Below are 21,159 nucleotides of genomic sequence, written 5' to 3' on the forward strand. Positions count from 1 at the left end.
GAACCCGCCTCACGTGGCCGACCACTACGAGGTCCTCGGCGTCGCACGCGACGCCTCCTCGGACGAGATCAAGAAGGCGTACCGCCGGCTCGCGCGCGAGCTCCACCCCGACGTGAACCCCGGCGCGGAGGCGTCGGAGCGGTTCAAGGAGGTCACGCACGCCTACGACGTGCTCTCCGACCCGAAGCAGCGCCAGCAGTACGACCTCGGCGGCCAGGGCGGGTTCGGCGGCGGCGCGGCGGGCTTCGGCGGCTTCGGCGACATCTTCGAGACGTTCTTCGGCGCGGGGCAGGCGAGCCGCGGGCCGCGATCGCGCCGCGAGCGCGGCCAGGACGCGCTGATCCGGCTCGAGGTCGGGCTCGACGACGTGATCTTCGGCACGCACCGCGACCTCGAGGTCGACACGGCGGTCGTCTGCGAGACCTGCCACGGCTCGTGCTGCAAGCCGGGCACCTCACCCGTGACCTGCGACATCTGCGGCGGCAGCGGCCACATCCAGCGTGCGGTCCGGTCGCTGCTCGGCAACGTGATGACCTCCAGCCCGTGCGGCTCGTGCCGGGGCTACGGCACCATCATCGCCACGCCGTGCGTGACCTGCCAGGGCCAGGGTCGCGTGCGCGCCCGCCGCACGGTCCCCGTGGACGTGCCCGCGGGCGTCGACACGGGCGTGCGGCTGCAGATGCCCGGCTCGGGCGAGGCCGGCCCCGCCGGCGGCCCGAACGGGGACCTGTACCTCGAGATCAAGGTCAGGAACCACGAGGTGTTCAGCCGGAACGGCGACGACCTGCTCTGCACCCTCGAGGTGCAGATGACGGATGCCGTGCTCGGAACCTCCACGAAGGTCGCCGCACTCGACGGCGACGTCGAGCTCGAGTTGAAGGCCGGCGTGCAGTCGGGCGAGATCCTCACCGTGAAGGATCGCGGGATCACGCACCTCCGCGGCAGCGGACGCGGCGACCTCAAGGTCGCGGTGCACGTCGTCACGCCGACGAAGCTCACCCACAAGGAGCGCGAGCTCGTCGAGCAGCTGGCGAAGCAGCGCAAGGCGCAGCCGCCGCAGCTCGGCCACTTCCAGCAGGGGCTCTTCGCACGCCTCCGCGACCGGTTCCTGGGCTGACGGCGGGGCGGACGCGGCGATGAGCCACCTCTACCTCGACGAGTCGCTCGACCTCGACGCGGTGCGGCCCGGCGATGCGGTCGAACTCGACGGCGACGAGGCGCGGCACGCCGTGACGGTCTCCCGACTGCGCGTCGGCGAGCACGTCTCGATCGGCGACGGCCGCGGCCGCGTCGTGCACGGCCCGGTGACCGCCGCGGAGCCGCGCCGGCTCGTGATCGAGGTCGAGACGGTGGCCGACGAGCCGGCGGCCTCGCCCGGACTGACGCTCGTGCAGGCCCTCGCGAAGGGCGACCGCGACGAACTCGCCGTGCAGGCCGCGACCGAGCTGGGCGTCGACCGCATCGTGCCGTGGTCCGCAACCCGGTCGGTCTCCCGATGGGAGGGGCCGAAGGCCGAGAAGGGACGGGCCCGCTGGGCGAGCATCGTGCGGGAGGCCGTGAAGCAGTCGCTCCGGGCCCGCATCCCGGCGGTCGAGTCGGTCGCGTCGACGCGCGAACTGCCGGGCCGACTCGAGGGCGCCCGGATGCTGCTGCTCGTCCCCGGCGCGGAGACCCCGCTCAGCGGCATCCGCCCCGACGGCCGGGACCTCGCGCTCGTCGTCGGCCCGGAGGGCGGCATGGACCCCGTCGAGATCGAACGGCTCCGGGACGCCGGCGCCGAGCCGGTCCGCCTCGGCGACTCGGTGCTGCGCACCTCGACGGCCGGCCCCGCCGCGATCGCCGTCCTCTCGGTCGCGCTCGGGCGGTGGTGACCCATCCGTCGCTACGATGGAGGGATGAGCGGCACGGCTGAACCCACGGTCTTCGAGCGCATCGCCGCCGGCGAGATCCCGGCGAAGATGGTCGCCGAGACCGACCGCGTCATCGCGTTCCACGACATCGCGCCGCAGGCTCCGGTCCACGTGATCGTGACCCCGCGCGTCGGACGGCACCGCGACGTCGTCGAGCTCGCCGCCGAAGACCCCGAGCTGCTCGCCGAACTCGTCGCGGTGGCCAAGGGCATCGCCGACGAGCTGGCAGGCGGGCAGTTCCGCCTCGTCTTCAACACCGGCCCCGCTGCGGGCCAGACCGTGTTCCACGTGCACGCCCACCTCCTCGGGGGCGGCCTCAGGGAGGGATCGCTTGGCGGCTGACGACGCGGGGGACCTCCCGCTCTCCGGATCCGAGGTCCGCTCCGACGAGGAGCGACTGAAGATCGACGGCATCGCCATGGTCCGGCTCCTCGGACCGCAGGACCGCCTCCTCACGACGATCGAACGGGAGTACCCCGGCGTCGACGTGCACGTGCGCGGCAACGAGATCGCCATCCGCGGCGACGCCGAGGACCGGATGCGCGTGCGCCGCCTCGTCGAGGAGCTCCTCGAGCTCGTCCGCGGCGGCGGTGACCCGACACCCATCGAAGTGAGGAGCTCGGCCCGCATGCTCGACGCCGACCCGAATGCCCGACCGTCCGAGCAGCTCGGACAGGTCATCATCTCCAGCCGGGGCAAGTCGATCCGGCCGAAGACCGAGGGCCAGCGCGCCTACGTGGACGCGATCGACGAGCACACCATCGTGTTCGGCATCGGCCCCGCGGGAACGGGCAAGACCTACCTGGCGATGGCGAAGGCCGTCCAGGCGCTGCAGCGCAAGGAAGTCAACCGGATCATCCTGACCCGGCCGGCGGTCGAGGCGGGGGAGCGGCTCGGGTTCCTGCCGGGCACGCTGACGGAGAAGATCGACCCGTACCTTCGCCCGCTCTACGATGCGCTGAACGAGATGATGGACCCGGAGCTCGTGCCGAAGCTGCTCGCGACCGGCACCGTCGAGGTCGCGCCGCTCGCGTACATGCGCGGCCGCACCCTGAACGACTCGTTCGTGGTCCTGGACGAGGCGCAGAACACGACGCCCGAGCAGATGAAGATGTTCCTCACGCGGCTCGGCTTCGGCTCCAAGATGGTCGTGACCGGCGACATCACGCAGGTCGACCTCCCGGGCGGCTCCAGCGGACTGCGGCTCGTCACGCGCATCCTCGACGGCGTCGACGACATCCACTTCGCCCGGCTGACGAGCGACGACGTCGTGCGGCACTCGCTCGTCGGCCGCATCGTCGACGCCTACACCGAGTACGACCAGCGCAGCCAGGCTCAGCGGTACGAGCGCGAGCAGGCGCGCGAGTTCGCGAACCGCGCCGAACGTCGCGGCGCCGACCGGCGCGGCCCGCAGGGCCCGCGCGACCACCTCCCGAGGAAGAGGCAGCCGTGAGCATCGAGATCAACAACGAGTCGTCGATCGAGGTCGACGAATCCGCGCTGCAGCGGCTCGCCGTCTACGCCCTCGACATGATGCACGTGCACGCCGACGCCGAACTCGCCATCGTGCTCGTCGACGAGGGCGCGATGGAGCAGCTGCACGTGCAGTGGATGGACGAGCCCGGACCGACCGACGTGCTGAGCTTCCCCATGGACGAGCTGCGTCCCGGCACCGCCGAGGAACCCGCGCCGCCCGGCCTCCTCGGGGACGTCGTGCTCTGCCCGCAGGTCGCCGAGACGCAGGCGAGGGCGGCGGGCCACGCGCTGCTCGACGAACTGCTGCTGCTCACCACCCACGGGATCCTCCACCTGCTGGGCTTCGACCACGCCGAGCCCGCCGAGGAGAAGGAGATGTTCGGGATCCAGCGCGACATCCTCGTCGGCTTCTCGATGCAGGAGCGTCGTCGCTGACCATGCTGCCCTGGCTCTTCCTCGCGGCCGCCTTCGTCCTCGTCGCGTTCGGCGGTCTCATGGCCGCGGTCGACTCCGCGATCGGGGTGAGCTCGCGAGCCGACCTCGTCGAGCTCTCGGTCGGCGCGCGCGCCGAGCGGTCCCTCCGCGCGATCGCGGAGGACACCGGCGCGCACGTCAACGCCGTGAACTTCATGCGCATCCTCGCCGAGACCACGGCGGCGGTGCTCGTGACGCTCGCGTTCACGTTCTTCCTCGACGACGTCTGGCTCGTGCTGCTGGTGTCCGCACTCATCATGACCGCGGTCTCGTTCGTCCTCGTCGGCGCGAGTCCGCGGAGCGTGGGCCGGGCGCACGCCGCGGCCGTCCTCCGGCTCGCGGCGCCGCTCGTGCGCGGCGTGCGACTCCTCCTCGGGCCGCTCGCCAACGCGCTCGTGTCGCTCGGCAATCGCGTCACGCCCGGTCGGATCCGGTTCGCGGGCGTCTCGAGCGAGGAGCAGCTGCTCAGCATCGTCGACGAGGCGACCGAGCTCGAGGTGCTCGAGCAGGCCGACCGCGAGCTCATCCACTCGATCTTCGAGTTCAGCGACACGCTCGTGCGCGAGGTCATGGTGCCGCGCACCGACATGGTCACGATCGAGACGGGCGCGCACCTGCCGCAGGCGATGGCGCTGTTCCTCAAGGAGGGCTACTCGCGCATCCCGGTCATCGACCGCGAGGCCGACGACGTCGTCGGCGTCCTGTACCTGCGCGACCTCGCCCGGCTCGGGTTCGAGCGCCCGCTCGACGCGGCCACGCTGACGGTCGCCGACCTGTCCCGGCCGGCGGTGTTCGTCCCGGAGTCGATGGGCGCCGACGCGCTGATGCGCCAGATGCAGCTCGAGTCCAACCACCTCGCGATGGTGGTCGACGAGTACGGCGGCATCGCCGGCCTCGCGACGCTCGAGGACCTCATCGAGGAGCTGGTCGGCGACATCTCCGACGAGTACGACCGCGAGGCGGCGCAGGTCGAGGAGCTCGGCGAGGGGCGCTTCCGCGTGAACGCCCGCCTGCCCGTCGACGAGCTCGGCGAGCTCTTCGGGCTCGAGCTGGAGGACGAGGACGTCGACTCCGTCGGGGGACTGCTCGCCAAGGAGCTCGGCCGCCTGCCGGGGAGGGGCGATCGCGCGAGCGTGAGCGGTCTCCTCCTCGAGGCCGAGCGCACCGAGGGCCGTCGCAAGCGCATCGCGACGATCCTCGTCGAGGCCGACCAGGCCCTCATCGACGTCCGGACGGCCTTCGCCGACGACGAGCCCGCCACCCACGAGGGGATCCGCCCATGACCGACTACCGTGCCGGATTCGTCTCCTTCGTGGGGCGCCCGAACGTCGGCAAGTCCACGCTCACGAACGCGCTCGTCGGCGAGAAGGTCGCGATCACGAGCTCCAAGCCGCAGACGACGCGGCGTGCCATCCGAGGCATCGTGCACCGCTCGTACGGGCAGCTCATCGTGGTCGACACCCCCGGGCTGCACCGGCCGCGCACGCTGCTCGGCGAGCGCCTCAACTCGCTCGTGCAGACCACCCTCGGCGACGTCGACGTCATCGGCTTCTGCGTGCCGGCGAACGAGGCGATCGGCCCGGGTGACCGCTTCATCAACGAGCAGCTCGACCAGTACCCGCGCGCCCGCAAGGTCGCGATCGTCACGAAGACGGACGCCACGGGCAAGGCGAAGGTCGCCGAGCAGCTGCTCGCGGTCTCCCAGCTGCGCGAGTGGGACGCGATCATCCCCGTCTCCGCTCCGAGGGGCGAACAGCTCGACGTCCTGGTCGACGAGCTGCTGCAGCTGATGCCCCAGTCGGAGCATCCGCTCTACCCGGCCGAGACGACGACCGACGAGGACACGGCGGAGCGCATCGCCGAGTTCGTGCGCGAGGCCGCGCTCGAGGGCGTCTCCGACGAGTTGCCGCACTCGATCGCGGTGACCGTCGACGACATGGTCGAGCGCGAGGACAAGGACCTGCTCGAGGTGTACGCGAACCTGTACGTCGAGCGCGACAGCCAGAAGGGCATCATCATCGGCAAGGGCGGTACCCGCCTCCGCGAGGTGGGGGAGCGCGCCCGCGGCGAGATCGAGGCGCTGCTGGGTCGCAAGGTCTACCTCGCGCTGCACGTCAAGGTGGCCAAGGACTGGCAGCGCGACCCGAAGCAGCTCGGCCGACTCGGTTTCTGAGTCGCGCGGACGGCGCCGCGCCGGGCCGCGCGGATCGCGCCGCGCGCGGCGTCAGCCGTTCGGATGACTTCGCGGCGGCTCCCGGATCGCGTCGTCGTCGAGGGCGTAGCGTGGTGCGGTGAGCACACCGACCCAGCGGACGACCCTCATCGTCGACGGCGTCCTCGCGGTGCTGTTCCTCGCAGCCTGCTCGCTCTTCGTCCTCGTCGGCGGGTGGCCGGACGTGGTGGTGACGGTGCTGTTCGCCGCGGCCCTCGCGGTCCGTCGCCTCGCGCCCGGAGCCTCGCTCGTGATCGCATGGGTCGCGGCGTGCGTGCAGATGCTGCTGCTGCGCGACCTGCAGCCGGCGGATGTCGCGGTCTTCGCCGTCGTCTACTCGACCTCGGCGCACGGCTCGCGCGCCGTGCGCTGGTGGGGCCTCGGGTCCGCCGGCGCGGGTGCCGCCCTCGCAGCGGCCTACCTCGTGCTCGTGACGCCGCTCGTCCACGGCGCGGGGATCACGGGGGCGCCGGAGGCGCTGGCGCTCGTCGCGTGGACCGCACTGCTCTTCGGCGCCGCGCTCGCGGGCCTCGTCCTCGCGTGGACGATCGGGCTCCTCGCGCGCACGGTGCGCGACGCGCGGGAGCAGCGCCGGCGGGCGGAGTTCGACCGTCGCGAGCGCGAGCACGCCGAGTACCGGTACGTCGTCGAGCAGGAGCGGTCGCGCATCGCGCGCGACATGCACGACGTCGTCGCGCACTCCCTCGCGGTCGTGATCGCCCAGGCGGACGGGGCGCGATTCGCCGCGCGGACGCGTCCGGAGGCGGCCTCCGAGGCACTGCAGACCATCTCGGGCGTCGCCCGCGATGCGCTCGGCGACGTGCGCCTGCTCCTCGGCGAGCTGCGGCACCGGGAGGGCGGTTCGCCGCAGCCCGCGCTCGACGACCTCGACGACCTCGTCGAGCAGGTCCGCCGAGCCGGCCTCGACGTGCGCCGCACCGAGCGCGGCGAGCGGGTCGCGCTCGGCGCCGGGCACCAGATCGCCGTGTACCGCATCGTGCAGGAAGGCCTCACGAACGCGCTCCGCCACGGGGATCCGGGTGCACCCGTGCTGCTCGACCTCGACTGGGATCACGAGGGCGTCTCCGTGCGCGTCGAGAACGCACTGCCCGGCGAGGGCACCGACGAGGTCGACCCGTCGAGCCGGTCCGTCGCCGCCAGGCACGGCATCCCCGGCATGCGCGAGCGCGCCGAACTCGCGGGCGGATCCTTCGCTGCGACGGCGGGCGACTGGCGCTTCGTCGTGACCGCACGCATCCCGGCGCAGGCCGCCGCGTGAACGTCATCAGGGTCGCGCTGGTCGACGACCAGGCCCTGTTCCGAGCGGGGATCCGCATGCTCGTCGAGTCGCAGGACGACCTCGTGTTCGCCGGCGACGCCGACGACGGCCGTGCGGCGGTCGCGCTCGCGGCCCGCAGTCGACCCGACGTCATCCTCATGGACGTGCGGATGCCGCACCTCGACGGGATCGCCGCGACGGAGCGCATCGTGGCCGACGCCGATCGCGAGGGGCGGGAACCGCCGCGCATCCTCGTGCTGACCACGTTCGACCTCGACGAGAACGCGGCCCGAGCGATCCGCGCGGGAGCGAGCGGCTTCGTGCTGAAGGACGCGGACCCCGAGTTCCTGCTGGCCGCCATCCGCACGGTGCATCGCGGCAATGCGGTCATCGCGGCGAACGCGACGCGCGAGCTCATCGCGCACTCGTCCCGCGGTGCGGGCAGGCGCCAGGCTCCCGCGGCCTGGGCCGACCTCACGGCGCGCGAGCGGGAGATCTTCGCGCTGGCCGCGAAGGGGCTCTCGAACGCGGAGATCGCGGCATCCGAGTTCGTCAGCGAGGCCACGGTCAAGACGCACCTCAGCCGCGTGCTCGGCAAGCTCGGCCTCCGGGACCGCGTGCAGCTCGTGGTCTTCGCCTACGAGCACGACCTGCCGGCGGGCTGAACGAGCGGGCGACCCGCACGTCGAGGTCATCCCAGCGGATGACGCGGGCGCGACGATCGGCGGACGCGGACCGCGCGCCGCCGTCCGTAGCGTCGGCGCCATGGAGATCCAACCCTCAGACCTCGGACTCGTCGCCCGCGTCGCCGGACTCGGCAAGCGCTACGGAACGGGCGCCGGCGCCGTCGCCGCACTCGAGAACGTCTCGCTCGGACTGCGCCGCGGCGAGTTCACCGCGATCATGGGCCCCTCGGGCTCGGGCAAGTCCACGCTCATGCACATCATGGCCGGGCTGGACTCGCCGACCGCCGGCCGGGTGTGGCTCGGCGACACCGACATCACCCACCTGCCGGACGGCGCGCTGACCGTGCTGCGCCGTCGCCGGGTCGGCTTCGTGTTCCAGGCGTTCAACCTCGTGCCGACGCTCGACGTCCTGGGCAACGTGATGCTGCCGTTCGAGCTCGACGGGCGCCGTCCCAGCGGCGAGGAGCGCGCTGTCGTCGACGCGCTCGTCGAGCGGCTGGGCCTCGGCGAGCGGCTGCGGCACCGACCGCACGAGCTGTCCGGCGGGCAGCAGCAGCGCGTGGCGATCGCGAGGGCGCTCGCGACGCGCCCGGACCTCGTCTTCGCGGACGAGCCGACCGGCAACCTCGACTCCCGGACCGGCCGCGAGGTGCTCGCGATCCTCGCCGACGCGAGCCGCGCGCACGGCCAGTCGATCGCGATGGTCACGCACGATCCGATCGCCGCGAGCCATGCCGACCGCATCGTGTTCCTCGCGGACGGCCGCATCGTGCGAGACACCCAGCGGACGAGCGCCGAGGAGATCGCGACCTACATGCTGTCCATGGAGCGTGCCGCGTGATCGCCCGCCTCCGGACCGAGCACGCTCCGACGCTGCTCGTCGCGACGCTCGCGGCGGCGTTCGGCGTCGCGCTGTTGCAGGTCACCGGCTATCTGGGCTCGGCGATGCGCGCCGACGACGTGACGGGATCGAGCGCCACCGCTGCGCTGATGCTCGCCATCGTCGCGTGGGTGTTCATCGTCATCGCGGTCTACGTCAGCGGCGTGGTGACGGCGAACACCGTCGCGACGGTCGTCGCCGGCCGCACCCGGCAGATCGCGTTGCTGCGCCTCCTCGGCTCGACCGCCCGCGCGCAGCGCGGCGCGATCGCGAGGGAGGGACTCGCGGTCGGCGCGGTCGGCGCAGCGCTCGGCCTCGTCGTCGGAACGCTCGTCGCGATCGGACTCGCCGAGTGGGCGGCCGTCGCGGACGTGCTGCCGCGGGTCGACCACGTGTGGGCCGACCCGGCGGTGCTGCCGCCCGTGATCGTCGCCGTGCTGACGACGTGGCTCGCAGCATGGGCCGGTTCGCGTCGCGTCCTCGCGGTCCGTCCGTCGGAGGCGCTCGGCAACGCCGCAGCGCGCTCCCAGGAGGAGCTCACCGCGCGACGCGGGCGGACCGCGACCGCAGCCACGCTCGCGGCGTTCGGCACGCTGCTCCTCCTCATCGGCGTCGCGCTCGGCCTCGTCACGCCGCTCGGGGTCCTCGTCGGCCTCGTCGGCGGTGTCCTGTCGTTCACGGGGATCGTGCTCGGCGCGCACGCCGTGATGCCGCCGATCCTGCGCGTGGTCGGGCGGGCGCTGGGCACCTCGCCGCCTGCGCGGCTCGCCGCGGAGAACGCCGTGCGCCACCCGGAGCGGAGCTCGCGCATGACGATCGGGCTCGTCATCGGCGTGACGCTCGTGACGATGTTCGCGGTCGCGATGGAGTCGTACCGCGACCTGTTGCTCGCGGCGACCGAGGACCGCCCCGACCTGCGCGTGGGCATCGAGCAGACCGTCTCCGCGACGGTAGCGGTGTTCGGGATCCTCATCGGCTTCAGCGGGCTCATCGCGGCGGTCGGACTCGTCAACACGCTCTCGCTCAGCGTCCTCCAGCGGACCCGCGAGCTGGGCCTCCTGCGCGCGCTCGGCTTCGAGCGCCGACAGCTCCGCGCGATGGTGCTGGCCGAGAGCGCCGCGCTCACGGCCGCCGCGACGGTGACCGGGATCGTGCTCGGCACGTTCTACGGCTGGGCCGGCGCGCAGGCGATGCTCGGCAGCGTGCAGGGCATACCACTCGTCGTCGCACCGTCGATCCCGTGGGGCGTGATCGCCGTGCTCGTGGTCGCGGCCGGGGTCCTGACGCTCATCGCATCGCTCGCACCGTCCCGGCGGGCGACGACCGTCTCGCCGGTCGCGGCGCTCGCGATCGAGTGATCCGAGGCGGCTGACCAGGGGGCGGGTGCCGGCGATGGGGGGGCGGCACCCGCCCCGCGTGCGGCGTCGCCGCGGAGCATCCCTCGTCATGGTTGCGCTCGCCCGCGCGCGCGGTGTTAGCCTAGGTCCGTGCTTCACGGCCTGCTTCTCCTTAGCTGCCGCAGCGAGTCCTAGTTCACAGGCCTCCCTCGCTGCGGAGTTCGTCGTCGGCTGAAACCCCCGAATAGCGAGAAGAGCACCCAATGCAGAACCACCAGAAGCCGTCGCCGATGCCCGTGCATCGGTACCGTCCGTTCCACGAGCAGATCCGCGTCGAACTGCCCGATCGCACGTGGCCGTCCACGCGCATCGAGAAGGCGCCGCGCTGGTGCGCCGTCGACCTCCGCGACGGCAACCAGGCGCTCATCGATCCGATGAGCCCCGAGCGCAAGCGCATCATGTTCGACCTGCTCGTCAGGATGGGCTACAAGGAGATCGAGGTCGGCTTCCCGAGCGCCAGCCAGACCGACTTCGACTTCGTCCGCAGCCTGATCGACGAGGGCGCCATCCCCGACGACGTCACCATCCAGGTGCTGACGCAGGCGCGCGACCACCTGATCGAGCGCACCTACGAGTCGATCCGCGGCGCCAGGCAGGCGATCGTGCACCTCTACAACTCCACCAGCGTGCTGCAGCGCGAGGTCGTGTTCCGCACCGACAAGCAGGGCATCATCGACATCGCCCTGCACGGTGCGCGCAAGTGCCGCGAGATGGAGGCGACCGTGCCCGGCACGACCGTGTACTACGAGTACTCGCCCGAGAGCTACACCGGGACCGAGCTCGAGTTCGCGGTCGACGTGTGCAACCAGGTCATCGAGATCCTCGAGCCCACGCCCGAGCGGAAGGTCATCATCAACCTGCCGGCGACCGTCGAGATGGCCACGCCCAACGTGTACGCCGACTCGATCGAATGGATGAGCCGGAACCTCGCGCACCGCGAGAACGTCATCCTCTCGCTGCACCCCCACAACGACCGCGGCACCGCGATCGCCGCCGCCGAGCTCGGCTACATGGCCGGCGCCGACCGCATCGAGGGCTGCCTGTTCGGCAACGGCGAGCGCACCGGCAACGTCGACCTCGTCGCCCTGGCGATGAACCTCTTCACGCAGGGCATCGACCCGCAGGTCGACCTGTCCGACATGGACGAGGTCAAGCGCACCGCCGAGTACTGCAACCAGCTGCCCGTGCCCGAGCGCAGCCCGTGGGCCGGCGACCTCGTCTACACGGCGTTCTCGGGCTCGCACCAGGACGCCATCAAGAAGGGCTTCGAGGCCATGGAGGCCAAGGCCGCCGACCGCGGTGTCTCCGTCGACGACCTCGCCTGGGCCGTTCCGTACCTGCCGGTCGACCCGAAGGACATCGGCCGCAACTACGAGGCCGTCATCCGCGTGAACTCCCAGTCGGGCAAGGGCGGCGTCGCCTACCTGCTGAAGACGGACCACGCGCTCGACCTGCCCCGCCGACTCCAGATCGAGTTCTCCGGCGTCGTGCAGGCCAAGACGGATGCCGAGGGCGGCGAGGTCACGAGCGAGCAGATCTGGGCGATCTTCACCGACGAGTACCTCCCCGCGCCGCAGGAGCGACCCGACGACAAGTGGGGCCGGTTCGAACTGCTCTCGATGCGCAGCGAGAGCGACCTGACGGGCGAGGTGCGCGTCCGCGTCGGCCTCCGCGACGGCGAGGAGCGCGTCGACGCCGACGGATCCGGCAACGGACCCGTCGCGGCGTTCCTCTCGGTGCTCGCGGCCGAGGGCGTCGACGTGCGCGTGCTGGACTACAGCGAGCACGCGATGTCCGCCGGCGGCGACGCGATCGCCGCCGCCTACGTCGAGTGCCAGGTCGAGGGTCGCACGCTCTGGGGCGTCGGAATCGATGCCGACATCTCGACGGCGTCGCTGAAGGCGGTCGTCTCGGCCGTGAACCGGGCGCTGCGCTCGGTGCGCGTGCGCGAGGAGGAGGCCGAGCCGGCGCTCGCCTGACCCGCCCGTGCGCGGGCGGGCGCGGCATCCGTCATCGCCCGACCGCGATCACGGGGTGCCGGCGCGTCGGCCGACCACCGGGACGGATGGCGCGGCCCGGATCAGTGCGCGCGACCGAGGTACTCCTCGAAGGTGATGGTCCCGTAGGGTTCGCCGGGCACGAGGTTCGCGCCCGACCGGAACGCCTCGAACCGGGTTCCGGGGAGGCGGAACGCGGCCGTCGGCCGCCGCGACCCGCGAGCGGCGAGCCACGCCCTGGCGAGGTCGCGCGCGGTGCGCACCTCTGGTCCGCCGATGTCGGGTGCGATCCCGAGCACCTCGTCGTCGAGGAGTTCGACGAGTCGCCGGGCCACGTCGTCGACGGAGATCGGCTGGAACGAGAACGCCGGAGCGAAGACCACGGGGGAGAAGCGCTGGGCTTGGAAGAGCGTGGCGACGAAGTTGTGGAACTGGGTCGCCCTGAGCGTCGTCCAGCGCAATCGCGATTCGGCGATGATCCGCTCGGAGGCGCGCTTGCCTCCGTAGTAGGCCAGCGGGATCCGGTCGATGCCGACGATGGACGAGTACAGGATCCGGGGTCGACCCTCGTGCTCGGCGGCGCGCACGAGTCGACGCGTGATCTCGGTATCGTCGCGACTCGTCGTCGCGAGGTGCATCACCGCGCCGACGCCCTCGAGCGCCGCCTCGACGCCCTCGCCGGTCTCGAGGTCGCCGCGGAGCGTGCCCGGTGCGCCCGTCCTACTGAGCACGCGGACGTCGTCGCCCCGCTCGCGGAGTCGACGCACCACGGCGCGGCCGAGCGTACCGGTGCCTCCGGTGACGAGGACGGGAGTGGACGACGTGGTCACCCGACCATTCTGCCGCTCCGGCGACGTGCTGCGGCACGGCCGCCGAGGCATCCGTCTCCTCCCGAGCGCGATCCCGCGGCGCGGTCGCGGACCCGGGGTGGGCGGTCGGTGGGAGAATCGAGGAGTGCCCGTCTACCGAGATGACGCAGTCGTGCTGCGCACCCACAAGCTGGGCGAAGCCGACCGCATCGTCACGCTGCTGACGCGCCGCCACGGCAAGATCCGGGCGGTCGCGCGAGGCGTCCGGCGCACGGCGTCGAAGTTCGGCTCGCGGCTCGAGCCGTTCATGGTGGCGGACCTCCAGCTCTACGAGGGGCGCACGCTCGACGTCATCACGCAGGCCGAGTCGATCGGCGCGTACGGCGCCGAGATCAGCCAGGACTACGCGGCGTACACGGCCGCGAACGCGATGGTCGAGGCCGCCGACCGGCTGACCGAGGCCGAGGGCTCGCTGCAGCAGTACCTCCTGCTCGTCGGCGCCCTGCGTTCGCTCTCGCGCCGCGAGCACGGCCCCGACCTCACGCTCGACTCCTACCTGCTCCGTGCGCTCGCGATCGCGGGCTGGGCGCCGAGCTTCGAGGACTGCTCGCGCTGCGGCGCACCCGGCCCGCACACGGCCGTGGTCGTGCAGCTCGGCGGCGTCGTCTGCGAGTCGTGCGCGCCTCCGGGCAGCCCCCGCATCGCGCCGACGACGGTCCACCTGCTCGGCGCGCTCCTCGCGGGGGACTGGACGATCGCCGAGTCGTCGTCGCAGCGCGACCGGGGCCAGGCGAGCGGTATCGTCGCGGCGTACGCCCAATGGCATCTCGAGCGCGGACTGCGCTCCCTCTCCCACGTCTCCCGAGGAACGGCCCCAGAGTGACCCCGAAGCCCTACACCCACAAGGACGCGGTGCCCTACCGCCCGCTCGACTGGACCGGCCTCACCCCGCCCGACTTCCCGAAGGGCTCGGTGCCCGAGCACGTCGGCATCGTCATGGACGGCAACGGCCGTTGGGCCAACCGGCAGGGCCTCACGCGCATCGAGGGCCACAAGGCGGGCGAGGAGGTGCTGCTCGACGTGGTGGCCGGCGCGATCCAGGCGGGCGTGAAGCACCTGTCGGTCTACGCCTTCTCGACGGAGAACTGGAAGCGCTCGCCCGACGAGGTGCGCTTCCTGATGGGCTACAACCGCGACGTGCTGCACCGGCGCCGGGACCAGCTCAACGAGTGGAACGTGCGCATCAGGTGGGCCGGACGCCGGCCGCGGCTCTGGAAGTCGGTCATCGACGAGCTGCAGGTCGCCGAGCGGCTGACGGCGTCGAACACCGGCCTGCAGTTCACGATGTGCGTCAACTACGGGGGCCGCAACGAGATCGTCGACGCCGTGCGCTCGATCGCCGACGACGTGGCCGCGGGCCGGCTGCGCCCGTCGGCGGTGTCGGAGAAGCTCATCCAGAAGCGCCTGTACGTGCCCGACATGCCCGACGTCGACCTGTTCGTGCGCAGCTCGGGCGAGCAGCGCACCTCGAACTTCCTGCTCTGGCAGTCGGCCTATGCCGAGATGGTGTTCCTCGACACGCTCTGGCCCGACTTCTCCCGCGCCGAGCTCTGGGAGGCCATCGAGCTGTACGCCACCCGCAACCGTCGTTTCGGCGGCGCGGTCGACACGCCCGATGCGGCACCCGGTTCCCCGGAGGGCCTGTAGCCGATCGCGCGCGTGGCGGCGGAGCATCCGCTCGACACGCCGTGCCGGACCGGCGCGCCTGCCAATATCTCCTTCGCGGTGCACATGCCGGACCGCTTCGTGCATTCGTGCCGATCTGGGAATACGCGGGCCGATCCATCCGTTCGCATCCATCGTGACGTCCCCCATCAAGATCGACATCTGGTCCGACATCGCCTGCCCGTGGTGCTACATCGGCAAGCGCCACCTCGAAGCGGGGATCGCCGCACTCGGCGACGACGCCCCCGAGGTCGAGATCGAGTACCACTCGTTCGAGCTCTCGCCCGACACCCCGCTCGACTTCGAGGGCTCGACGACCGAGTACCTCTCGAAGGCCAAGGGACTGCCGCTCGAGCGCGTCGAGCAGATGCTCGAGCACGTGACCGGCGTCGCTTCGCAGGCCGGGCTCGAGTACCACTTCGAGTCGGTCGCGCACACGAAGACGCTGAAGGGCCACGAGCTGCTGCACCTCGCCAAGGCGAACGGCAAGCAGCTCGAGATGAAGGAGCGGCTCCTGAAGGCCTACTTCACCGAAGGCGGCCGCGTGAACCGCATCGACGAGCTCGTGGGCTGGGCCGAGGAGCTCGGCATCGACGGCGCCGACGCGCGCGAGGCGCTCGAGTCCGGCCGCTACGCCGACGACGTGCAGGCCGACATCGCGCAGGCGCGCGCGTACGGCATCCAGGGCGTGCCGTTCTTCGTGTTCGAGGGCAGGTACGGCGTCTCGGGCGCGCAACCCGCCGAGGTCTTCTCGCAGGTGCTCCAGCAGGTCGACGGCGAGCGCGAGGGGACGGCGGCGTGAGCCCGGAGTCGCGGGGTCTCCCGACGACGGAGGCAGCGCCCGCGCCGTTCACGATGATCGAGGGGGCGTCGGACGAGCTCGCGTGCGAGGGCGACGCCTGCCTGATCCCCGGGTTCGGGTCGGTCGATCCCGCGAGGTGACGCGAATCGACCGCCCGACGCGTATCGACGTCGATTCGCGTCATCTCGGCGGACGGCGGACGGCGGACGCCGGAACGTCGGCGACCGGGTCGGCGAACGGCTACTCGGGGTCGCTGATGTCGGCGACGGTCGCCCCCAGCGCGGCGATGAGCGCGTCGGCGTCGACGAACAGGCTGCGCCCGTGCTCGCCCGCGCCCATCGAGACGCGCCGTCCGACGATGGCCTCGTCGGCGACGACCGGCCAGGCGATGCTCGAGCCGAGCGGCGTGATGGTGCCGCGCTCGTAGCCCGTCGCGGCGAGCGCGAGCGAGGCGTCGGGCAGCTGGAGCTTGTTCACGGCGAGCAGCGCCCGGAGCTTGGGCCAGCTGATCTTCCGGCCGCCCGGGACGAGTGCGAAGACGTACGTGTCGTCGCTGCGCTTGACGACCAGGGACTTCACGATGTCGGCTGGCGCGATGCCGAGCAGCTCGGCGGCCTCCTCGAGGCTGCGCGCTGCGGGGCGTTCGATCACCTCGATGTCGAGGCCCCTCGCGGACGCGTCGGCCTGCACCCGCTCGACGCCCTCCAACCCGGCGAACCGCGTCATCCCGTCCTCCTCACCCTCGTCCTGCCCGCATCCTATGCGCCCCCCATGCGAGCCCGGGCGGATCAGGCCGACCGTCTGGGAGAATCGAAGGCGATGCCAACGACCACGACCCCCGCCCGCCCGCTCACGATCGGCGGCCTCGACCTCGAGGTGCCGGTCGTGCTCGCGCCCATGGCGGGCATCACGAACACCGCGTTCCGTCGCCTGTGCCGCGAGTTCGGCGCCGGCCTCTACGTCTCCGAGATGATCACGAGCCGCGCGCTCGTCGAGCGCACGCCCGAGTCGATGCGGCTCATCACGCACCACGAGTCCGAGACGCCACGGTCCATCCAGCTCTACGGCGTCGACCCGAAGACGGTCGCCGAGGCCGTGACGATGCTCGTCGCGGAGGACCGCGCCGACCACATCGACCTGAACTTCGGATGTCCCGTGCCGAAGGTCACGCGCAAGGGCGGGGGAGCGGCGCTGCCGTGGAAGTCCGGGCTGTTCCGCGACATCGTCGAAGGCGCGGTGACGGCGGCCGGCGACATCCCGCTCACGGTCAAGATGCGCAAGGGCATCGACGCCGACCACCTCACCTACCTCGAGGCCGGGCGCATCGCCGAGGGCGCCGGCGTGGCGTCCATCGCGCTGCACGCGCGCACGGCGTCGGAGTTCTACTCGGGCCACGCCGACTGGCCGGCGATCGCGAAGCTGAAGGAGACGGTCACGAGCGTGCCCGTGCTCGGCAACGGCGACATCTGGTCGGCCGCCGACGCGCTGCGCATGGTCGACGAGACCGGGTGCGACGGCGTCGTGGTGGGGCGCGGATGCCTCGGCCGGCCGTGGCTCTTCGGCGACCTCGCCTCGGCCTTCCGCGGCGAGCAGGCGAAGGCCGAACCGACCCTCGGCGAGGTCGCGCGCACCTTCCGGCGCCACGCCGAGCTGCTCGCCGACTTCTTCGACAGCGAGGAGCGCGGCTGCCGCGACATCCGCAAGCACGTCGCCTGGTACTTCAAGGGCTACCCGGTCGGCGGCGACCTCCGCGCGAAGCTCGCGACGGTCGAGTCGCTGGCGCAGCTCGACGACCTGCTCGGCACGCTCGACTGGTCGACGCCCTATCCGGGCGAGGGCGCCGAGGGACCGCGCGGGCGCGCCGGCACGCCGAAGAACCCCGCGCTGCCCGACGGCTGGCTGGACTCGCAAGACCTGGCGGGACACGACCGGGCGACCCTCGTCGGCGCCGAGCTCGACACGAGCGGCGGCTGACCGCGTGCGCGATCGACTCTTCGGCGGCTACGACGAGGCCGACGCCGAGCGCTTCCTGCCCGAGCAGCACGAGAACCGTCGGCGCAGCGACTTCGCGCGCGACCGCGCGCGTCTGCTGCACTCGAGTGCGCTCCGCCGGCTCGCCGCGAAGACGCAGGTGCTGAGCCCGACGTCGGGGCTCGACTTCGCCCGGAACCGGCTCACCCACTCGCTCGAGGTCGCGCAGGTCGGGCGCGAGCTCGCGACGAGCATCGGGCTCGACCCCGACGTCGTCGACACCGCGTGCCTCGCGCACGACCTCGGCCACCCGCCGTTCGGGCACAACGGCGAGAAGGCGATGAACGCGTGGGCGGCCGACTTCGGCGGTTTCGAGGGCAACGCGCAGACGCTGCGAATCCTGACCCGCCTCGAGCCGAAGGTGTTCTCGCCCGGGGGGCGCTCGCTCGGACTCAACCTCACGCGCGCGAGCCTCGACGCGAGCTGCAAGTACCCGTGGCCCCAGGACTCGGGCGTCGACGATCCGAGCGGCCGGACCAAGTTCGGCTTCTATGCCGACGACGTCGACGTGTTCGAGTGGATGCGACGCGGCGCCCCCGAACGGCGCCTGTGCATCGAGGCGCAGGTCATGGACCTCTCCGACGACATCGCCTACTCGGTGCACGACTTCGAGGACGCGATCGTCGGCGGCTACATCGACGTCGCCGCGCTCGGCCGGCGGGTCGACCACGACGAGCTCGTCGACTCGATGGTGGAGTGGATCGGCGGCGCATTCGGGCACGACGAGCTCATCGCCGCGTTCGACCGGCTCGATTCGCTCGACGTGTGGATCGCCGAGTGGACCGGCAGTCGGCGCGACCAGGCGGCGCTGAAGAACCTCACCAGCCAGTTGATCGGGCGGTTCGCGCACGCCGCCACCGAGGCGACCCGCGCGCACCACCCCGTCGCGAGCCTCATCCGCTTCGATGCCGACGTCGTCGTGCCGCGCTCGATCCAGGCCGAGATCGCCGTGCTCAAGGGCATCGTCGCCGCGTTCGTGATGTCCAGGAACACGCGCCAGCCGATCTACTCGCAGCAGCGGCAGGTGCTCGCGGCGCTCGCGGACGCGCTCTGGGAGACCGGCGACACCCACCTCGACGCCGGCTTCGCGGAGGACTGGCGGGCGGCGGCGGACGACTCGGCGCGGCGACGCGTCGTCGTCGACCAGGTCGCGAGCCTCACCGACCAGTCCGCGCTCGCCTGGTACGAACGGCTCGTGCAGCGATGAGGCTCGTGCGGGGCCGACCGGGGGCATCCGCGGAATAGGATTGACCACATGGCGGGCCGCATTCGACAGAGCGACGTCGAAGAGGTCAAGGCCCGCACCGACATCGCCGACATCGTCGGCGAGCACGTCTCGCTGAAGTCCGCCGGCGTCGGATCGATGAAGGGCCTCTGCCCCTTCCACGACGAGCGCAGTCCGAGCTTCCACGTGCGCCCGCAGCTCGGCTACTACCACTGCTTCGGCTGCGGCGAATCCGGTGACGCCTACACGTTCCTCCAGCGCATGGACCACGTGACGTTCACCGAAGCCGTGGAGCGTCTCGCGGGCCGCATCGGCTACGAACTGCACTACGAGGACGGGGGCCCGGCCGAGGGCGCGGGCAACCGCGCGCGGTTGCTCGCCGCGAACCGGGCCGCCGAGGAGTTCTTCCTCGAGCAGCTCGGCACCCCCGAGGCCGAGGTCGGCCGGAGGTTCCTCGGCGAGCGCGGCTTCGACGCCGAGGCCGCCCGGCACTTCGGGGTCGGCTTCGCCCCGAAGAGCTGGGAGACGCTCACCAAGCACCTCAGGGGCAAGGGGTTCACGACGGAGGAGCTCGCCGCGTCGGGGCTCGTCTCCCAGGGCGACCGGGGCGTCTACGACCGGTTCCGCGGGCGGCTCATCTGGCCGATCCGCGACGTGACGGGGCAGACCGTCGGGTTCGGCGCCCGGAAGCTGCTCGACGACGACCCGGGCCCGAAGTACCTGAACACCCCCGAGACGGCCGTGTACCACAAGGCGCAGGTGCTCTACGGGCTCGACCTCGCCAAGCGGGAGATCTCCAAGACGCACCGCGTCGTCGTCGTCGAGGGCTACACCGACGTGATGGCGTGTCACCTCGCCGGCGTCACGACCGCGATCGCGACGTGCGGCACGGCGTTCGGCGTCGACCACATCAAGGTGCTCCGTCGCGTGCTCGGCGACGACACGGGCCTCGGCGAGGTCGTGTTCACGTTCGACGGCGACGCCGCAGGGCAGAAGGCCGCGATGCGCGCGTTCGCGGAGGAACGGCGGTTCGCGGCGCAGACCTTCGTCGCCGTCGCTCCCGACGGGCTCGACCCATGCGACCTCAGGCTCGCGCGCGGCGACGCCGCCGTGCGGTCCCTCGTCGAGGCGAAGACCCCGATGTTCGAGTTCGTGATCCGCACGACGCTCGCCCGCTTCGACCTCGAGACCGTCGAGGGGCGAGTCGCGGCGCTTCGGGCCGCCGCGCCGATCGTCGCCGACATCCGCGACCCGGCGCTGCGCCCCGGGTACACGCGGGAGCTCGCCCGCATGCTGGGCATGGAGCTCGAGGAGGTCGGGCGGGCGGTCAGGGCTGCGGGCGCGCGCGCCCGCGACGGAGAGCGCGAGCGTCGTGGCGAACGGCCCGACGGCGAACGACGGCCCGACCACGCCGGTCGTCCCGGCGGGGCGGGCGGTGGCGCAGGCTCGCCGGGGCGTCAGGGCGAGCAGCGGCCCGACGGGCCCGTCTCCCGCGGCGCGGGGGGAGGGGCAGAGGGCGGCGCGGATGCGGCACCCGATCGCCCCTTCTCGATCACCATGCTGCCGAACGATCCGGCGACCCGCCTCGAACGCGACGCGCTGCAGGTCATGCTCCAGTACCCCGATCTCGTCGGCGACGAGCTCCTCCGCCACGGCGTGGACTGCCGGTTCGGCAACGGCACGCTCGCCGTGGTGCGCGACGGCATCGCGTCGGTGCTCGCCGCGGCATCCGTCGTCTCGCCCGCCGCGGTCGACACGCCGGCGGCGGCGACCCGCTCCGTCAGCGTCGAGCGCGTCGTCGCCGAGGTGCCGCCGCCGTTCGCGTCGATCGTGCAGCAACTGGCCGTCCTCCCGGTCCCGCAGCGGGGCGACGCCGAGCTCACCGCGTACGTGCGCGGCGTCGTCGGCGCCCTCGTCGACCGCGAGTTGCTGCGCCAGAAGCAGGAGCTGCTCGGCCGCCTGCAGCGGACCGACTCGGCCGACACGTCGACGTACGCGATGATCCAGCGCGCCCTCGTCGACATCGAGCGCGAGCGACGGTCCCTTCGCGGCGACTGACGGCGGTGCGAGGGCGGATCGACAGGCTCCGGACCCGAGGACTGCTCATCCTGTGCAGCTGCGTCCGCCGCGAAGATTGCAGATCGGTCACATTCGGCCGCCGAAGCCCCCCATGCCGGGCATCACGACCAGCCCCGTGTGCTAGCTCTGAGAGATACACGATCGCGACGCGGCGAACCCGCGCGCGCTCACCGACAG

20 protein-coding genes are annotated in these 21,159 nt (G+C 72.1%); 18 read left to right on the forward strand and 2 right to left on the reverse strand.

Annotated elements, in window-relative coordinates:
• Positions 1 to 13 precede the first annotated feature (13 nt).
• The 12 genes from dnaJ to leuA all read left to right on the forward strand — a co-directional run bounded on the left by dnaJ (position 14) and on the right by leuA (position 12,293).
• The gene (gene dnaJ, locus GJR97_RS01800; RefSeq protein WP_324613008.1) at positions 14 to 1,117 is read left to right on the forward strand and encodes a molecular chaperone DnaJ; all 1,104 of its coding nucleotides are present in this window, start codon (positions 14 to 16) and stop codon (positions 1,115 to 1,117) included.
• Between the two features lie 19 nt (positions 1,118 to 1,136).
• Positions 1,137 to 1,871: a 16S rRNA (uracil(1498)-N(3))-methyltransferase gene (locus GJR97_RS01805; protein WP_154344817.1), complete on the forward strand. Its 735-nt coding sequence runs from the start codon at positions 1,137 to 1,139 to the stop codon at positions 1,869 to 1,871.
• A gap of 24 nt (positions 1,872 to 1,895) precedes the next feature.
• Entirely contained in the window at positions 1,896 to 2,252 is a 357-nt protein-coding gene (locus GJR97_RS01810) for a histidine triad nucleotide-binding protein (protein WP_154344818.1), read from the forward strand.
• Between the two features lie 76 nt (positions 2,253 to 2,328).
• The gene (locus GJR97_RS01815) at positions 2,329 to 3,363 is read left to right on the forward strand and encodes a PhoH family protein (RefSeq protein WP_154344926.1); all 1,035 of its coding nucleotides are present in this window, start codon (positions 2,329 to 2,331) and stop codon (positions 3,361 to 3,363) included.
• The gene (gene ybeY / locus GJR97_RS01820; RefSeq protein ID WP_324613009.1) at positions 3,360 to 3,821 is read left to right on the forward strand and encodes an rRNA maturation RNase YbeY; all 462 of its coding nucleotides are present in this window, start codon (positions 3,360 to 3,362) and stop codon (positions 3,819 to 3,821) included. The genes GJR97_RS01815 and ybeY overlap by 4 nt, the downstream gene beginning before the upstream one ends.
• A 2-nt stretch (positions 3,822 to 3,823) precedes the next feature.
• Positions 3,824 to 5,143 (forward strand): hemolysin family protein, encoded by a 1,320-nt coding sequence (locus GJR97_RS01825; protein WP_154344819.1) that lies wholly within the window; start codon positions 3,824 to 3,826, stop codon positions 5,141 to 5,143.
• Entirely contained in the window at positions 5,140 to 6,033 is an 894-nt protein-coding gene (era, locus tag GJR97_RS01830) for a GTPase Era (RefSeq protein WP_154344820.1), read from the forward strand. Before GJR97_RS01825 ends, era begins: the two co-directional genes overlap by 4 nt.
• Positions 6,034 to 6,151: 118 nt before the next feature.
• Positions 6,152 to 7,351: a sensor histidine kinase gene (locus GJR97_RS01835; protein ID WP_154344821.1), complete on the forward strand. Its 1,200-nt coding sequence runs from the start codon at positions 6,152 to 6,154 to the stop codon at positions 7,349 to 7,351.
• On the forward strand, positions 7,348 to 8,016 hold the full coding sequence (locus GJR97_RS01840; RefSeq protein ID WP_324613010.1) for a response regulator transcription factor: 669 nt from the start codon (positions 7,348 to 7,350) through the stop codon (positions 8,014 to 8,016). The genes GJR97_RS01835 and GJR97_RS01840 overlap by 4 nt, the downstream gene beginning before the upstream one ends.
• Positions 8,017 to 8,116: 100 nt before the next feature.
• Positions 8,117 to 8,878, forward strand: coding sequence for an ABC transporter ATP-binding protein (locus tag GJR97_RS01845; protein WP_154344822.1), 762 nt, complete (start codon positions 8,117 to 8,119; stop codon positions 8,876 to 8,878).
• Positions 8,875 to 10,275, forward strand: coding sequence for an ABC transporter permease (locus GJR97_RS01850; protein WP_324613011.1), 1,401 nt, complete (start codon positions 8,875 to 8,877; stop codon positions 10,273 to 10,275). The genes GJR97_RS01845 and GJR97_RS01850 overlap by 4 nt, the downstream gene beginning before the upstream one ends.
• A 242-nt stretch (positions 10,276 to 10,517) precedes the next feature.
• A complete protein-coding gene (gene leuA / locus GJR97_RS01855; protein ID WP_154344823.1) occupies positions 10,518 to 12,293 on the forward strand; it encodes a 2-isopropylmalate synthase in 1,776 nt (591 codons plus the stop codon).
• A gap of 101 nt (positions 12,294 to 12,394) precedes the next feature.
• On the opposite strand, the gene GJR97_RS01860 is transcribed toward leuA, so the two are convergent.
• On the reverse strand, positions 12,395 to 13,141 hold the full coding sequence (locus GJR97_RS01860) for an SDR family oxidoreductase (protein ID WP_324613012.1): 747 nt from the start codon (positions 13,139 to 13,141) through the stop codon (positions 12,395 to 12,397).
• A 124-nt stretch (positions 13,142 to 13,265) separates the two neighbouring features.
• Here GJR97_RS01860 and recO point away from each other — a divergent pair, with 124 nt between their 5' ends.
• From recO to GJR97_RS01875, 3 genes are all read left to right on the forward strand, one after another.
• On the forward strand, positions 13,266 to 14,003 hold the full coding sequence (gene recO / locus GJR97_RS01865; protein ID WP_324613013.1) for a DNA repair protein RecO: 738 nt from the start codon (positions 13,266 to 13,268) through the stop codon (positions 14,001 to 14,003).
• Positions 14,000 to 14,827, forward strand: coding sequence for an isoprenyl transferase (locus GJR97_RS01870; protein ID WP_324613014.1), 828 nt, complete (start codon positions 14,000 to 14,002; stop codon positions 14,825 to 14,827). Before recO ends, GJR97_RS01870 begins: the two co-directional genes overlap by 4 nt.
• 154 nt (positions 14,828 to 14,981) lie before the next feature.
• Complete coding sequence (locus tag GJR97_RS01875) at positions 14,982 to 15,647, forward strand: DsbA family oxidoreductase (RefSeq protein ID WP_324613015.1); 666 nt, start codon at positions 14,982 to 14,984, stop codon at positions 15,645 to 15,647.
• A gap of 240 nt (positions 15,648 to 15,887) precedes the next feature.
• Here GJR97_RS01875 and GJR97_RS01880 read toward each other — a convergent pair whose 3' ends face one another.
• Positions 15,888 to 16,373 (reverse strand): aminoacyl-tRNA deacylase, encoded by a 486-nt coding sequence (locus GJR97_RS01880; protein ID WP_154344827.1) that lies wholly within the window; start codon positions 16,371 to 16,373, stop codon positions 15,888 to 15,890.
• 93 nt (positions 16,374 to 16,466) lie between these two features.
• Here GJR97_RS01880 and dusB point away from each other — a divergent pair, with 93 nt between their 5' ends.
• The 3 genes from dusB to dnaG are packed head-to-tail and all read left to right on the forward strand — an operon-like array spanning position 16,467 to position 20,961.
• Positions 16,467 to 17,621, forward strand: coding sequence for a tRNA dihydrouridine synthase DusB (gene dusB, locus GJR97_RS01885; protein ID WP_154344828.1), 1,155 nt, complete (start codon positions 16,467 to 16,469; stop codon positions 17,619 to 17,621).
• A 4-nt stretch (positions 17,622 to 17,625) separates the two neighbouring features.
• A complete protein-coding gene (locus GJR97_RS01890; protein WP_324613016.1) occupies positions 17,626 to 18,885 on the forward strand; it encodes a deoxyguanosinetriphosphate triphosphohydrolase in 1,260 nt (419 codons plus the stop codon).
• Between the two features lie 48 nt (positions 18,886 to 18,933).
• Positions 18,934 to 20,961 carry a DNA primase gene (dnaG, locus tag GJR97_RS01895; RefSeq protein WP_154344829.1) on the forward strand — a complete coding sequence of 676 codons (2,028 nt, stop codon included), beginning with the start codon at positions 18,934 to 18,936 and terminating at the stop codon, positions 20,959 to 20,961.
• Positions 20,962 to 21,159: the final 198 nt, after the last annotated feature.

Origin of the sequence: Agromyces kandeliae, from assembly GCF_009674665.1 — a bacterium.
GTDB classification, from domain to species: domain Bacteria; phylum Actinomycetota; class Actinomycetes; order Actinomycetales; family Microbacteriaceae; genus Agromyces; species Agromyces kandeliae.

What these genes read in the sequence shown, in the direction of transcription:
- leuA (WP_154344823.1), top strand. Translation starts at nt 10,518, where the DNA reads ATGCAGAACCACCAGAAGCCGTCGCCGATGCCCGTGCATCGGTACCGT.
- dnaG (WP_154344829.1), top strand. Translation starts at nt 18,934, where the DNA reads ATGGCGGGCCGCATTCGACAGAGCGACGTCGAAGAGGTCAAGGCCCGC.
- GJR97_RS01845 (WP_154344822.1), top strand. Translation starts at nt 8,117, where the DNA reads ATGGAGATCCAACCCTCAGACCTCGGACTCGTCGCCCGCGTCGCCGGA.
- dusB (WP_154344828.1), top strand. Translation starts at nt 16,467, where the DNA reads ATGCCAACGACCACGACCCCCGCCCGCCCGCTCACGATCGGCGGCCTC.
- GJR97_RS01880 (WP_154344827.1), bottom strand. Translation starts at nt 16,373, where the DNA reads ATGACGCGGTTCGCCGGGTTGGAGGGCGTCGAGCGGGTGCAGGCCGAC.
- GJR97_RS01810 (WP_154344818.1), top strand. Translation starts at nt 1,896, where the DNA reads ATGAGCGGCACGGCTGAACCCACGGTCTTCGAGCGCATCGCCGCCGGC.
- era (WP_154344820.1), top strand. Translation starts at nt 5,140, where the DNA reads ATGACCGACTACCGTGCCGGATTCGTCTCCTTCGTGGGGCGCCCGAAC.
- GJR97_RS01825 (WP_154344819.1), top strand. Translation starts at nt 3,824, where the DNA reads ATGCTGCCCTGGCTCTTCCTCGCGGCCGCCTTCGTCCTCGTCGCGTTC.
- GJR97_RS01815 (WP_154344926.1), top strand. Translation starts at nt 2,329, where the DNA reads ATGGTCCGGCTCCTCGGACCGCAGGACCGCCTCCTCACGACGATCGAA.
- GJR97_RS01805 (WP_154344817.1), top strand. Translation starts at nt 1,137, where the DNA reads ATGAGCCACCTCTACCTCGACGAGTCGCTCGACCTCGACGCGGTGCGG.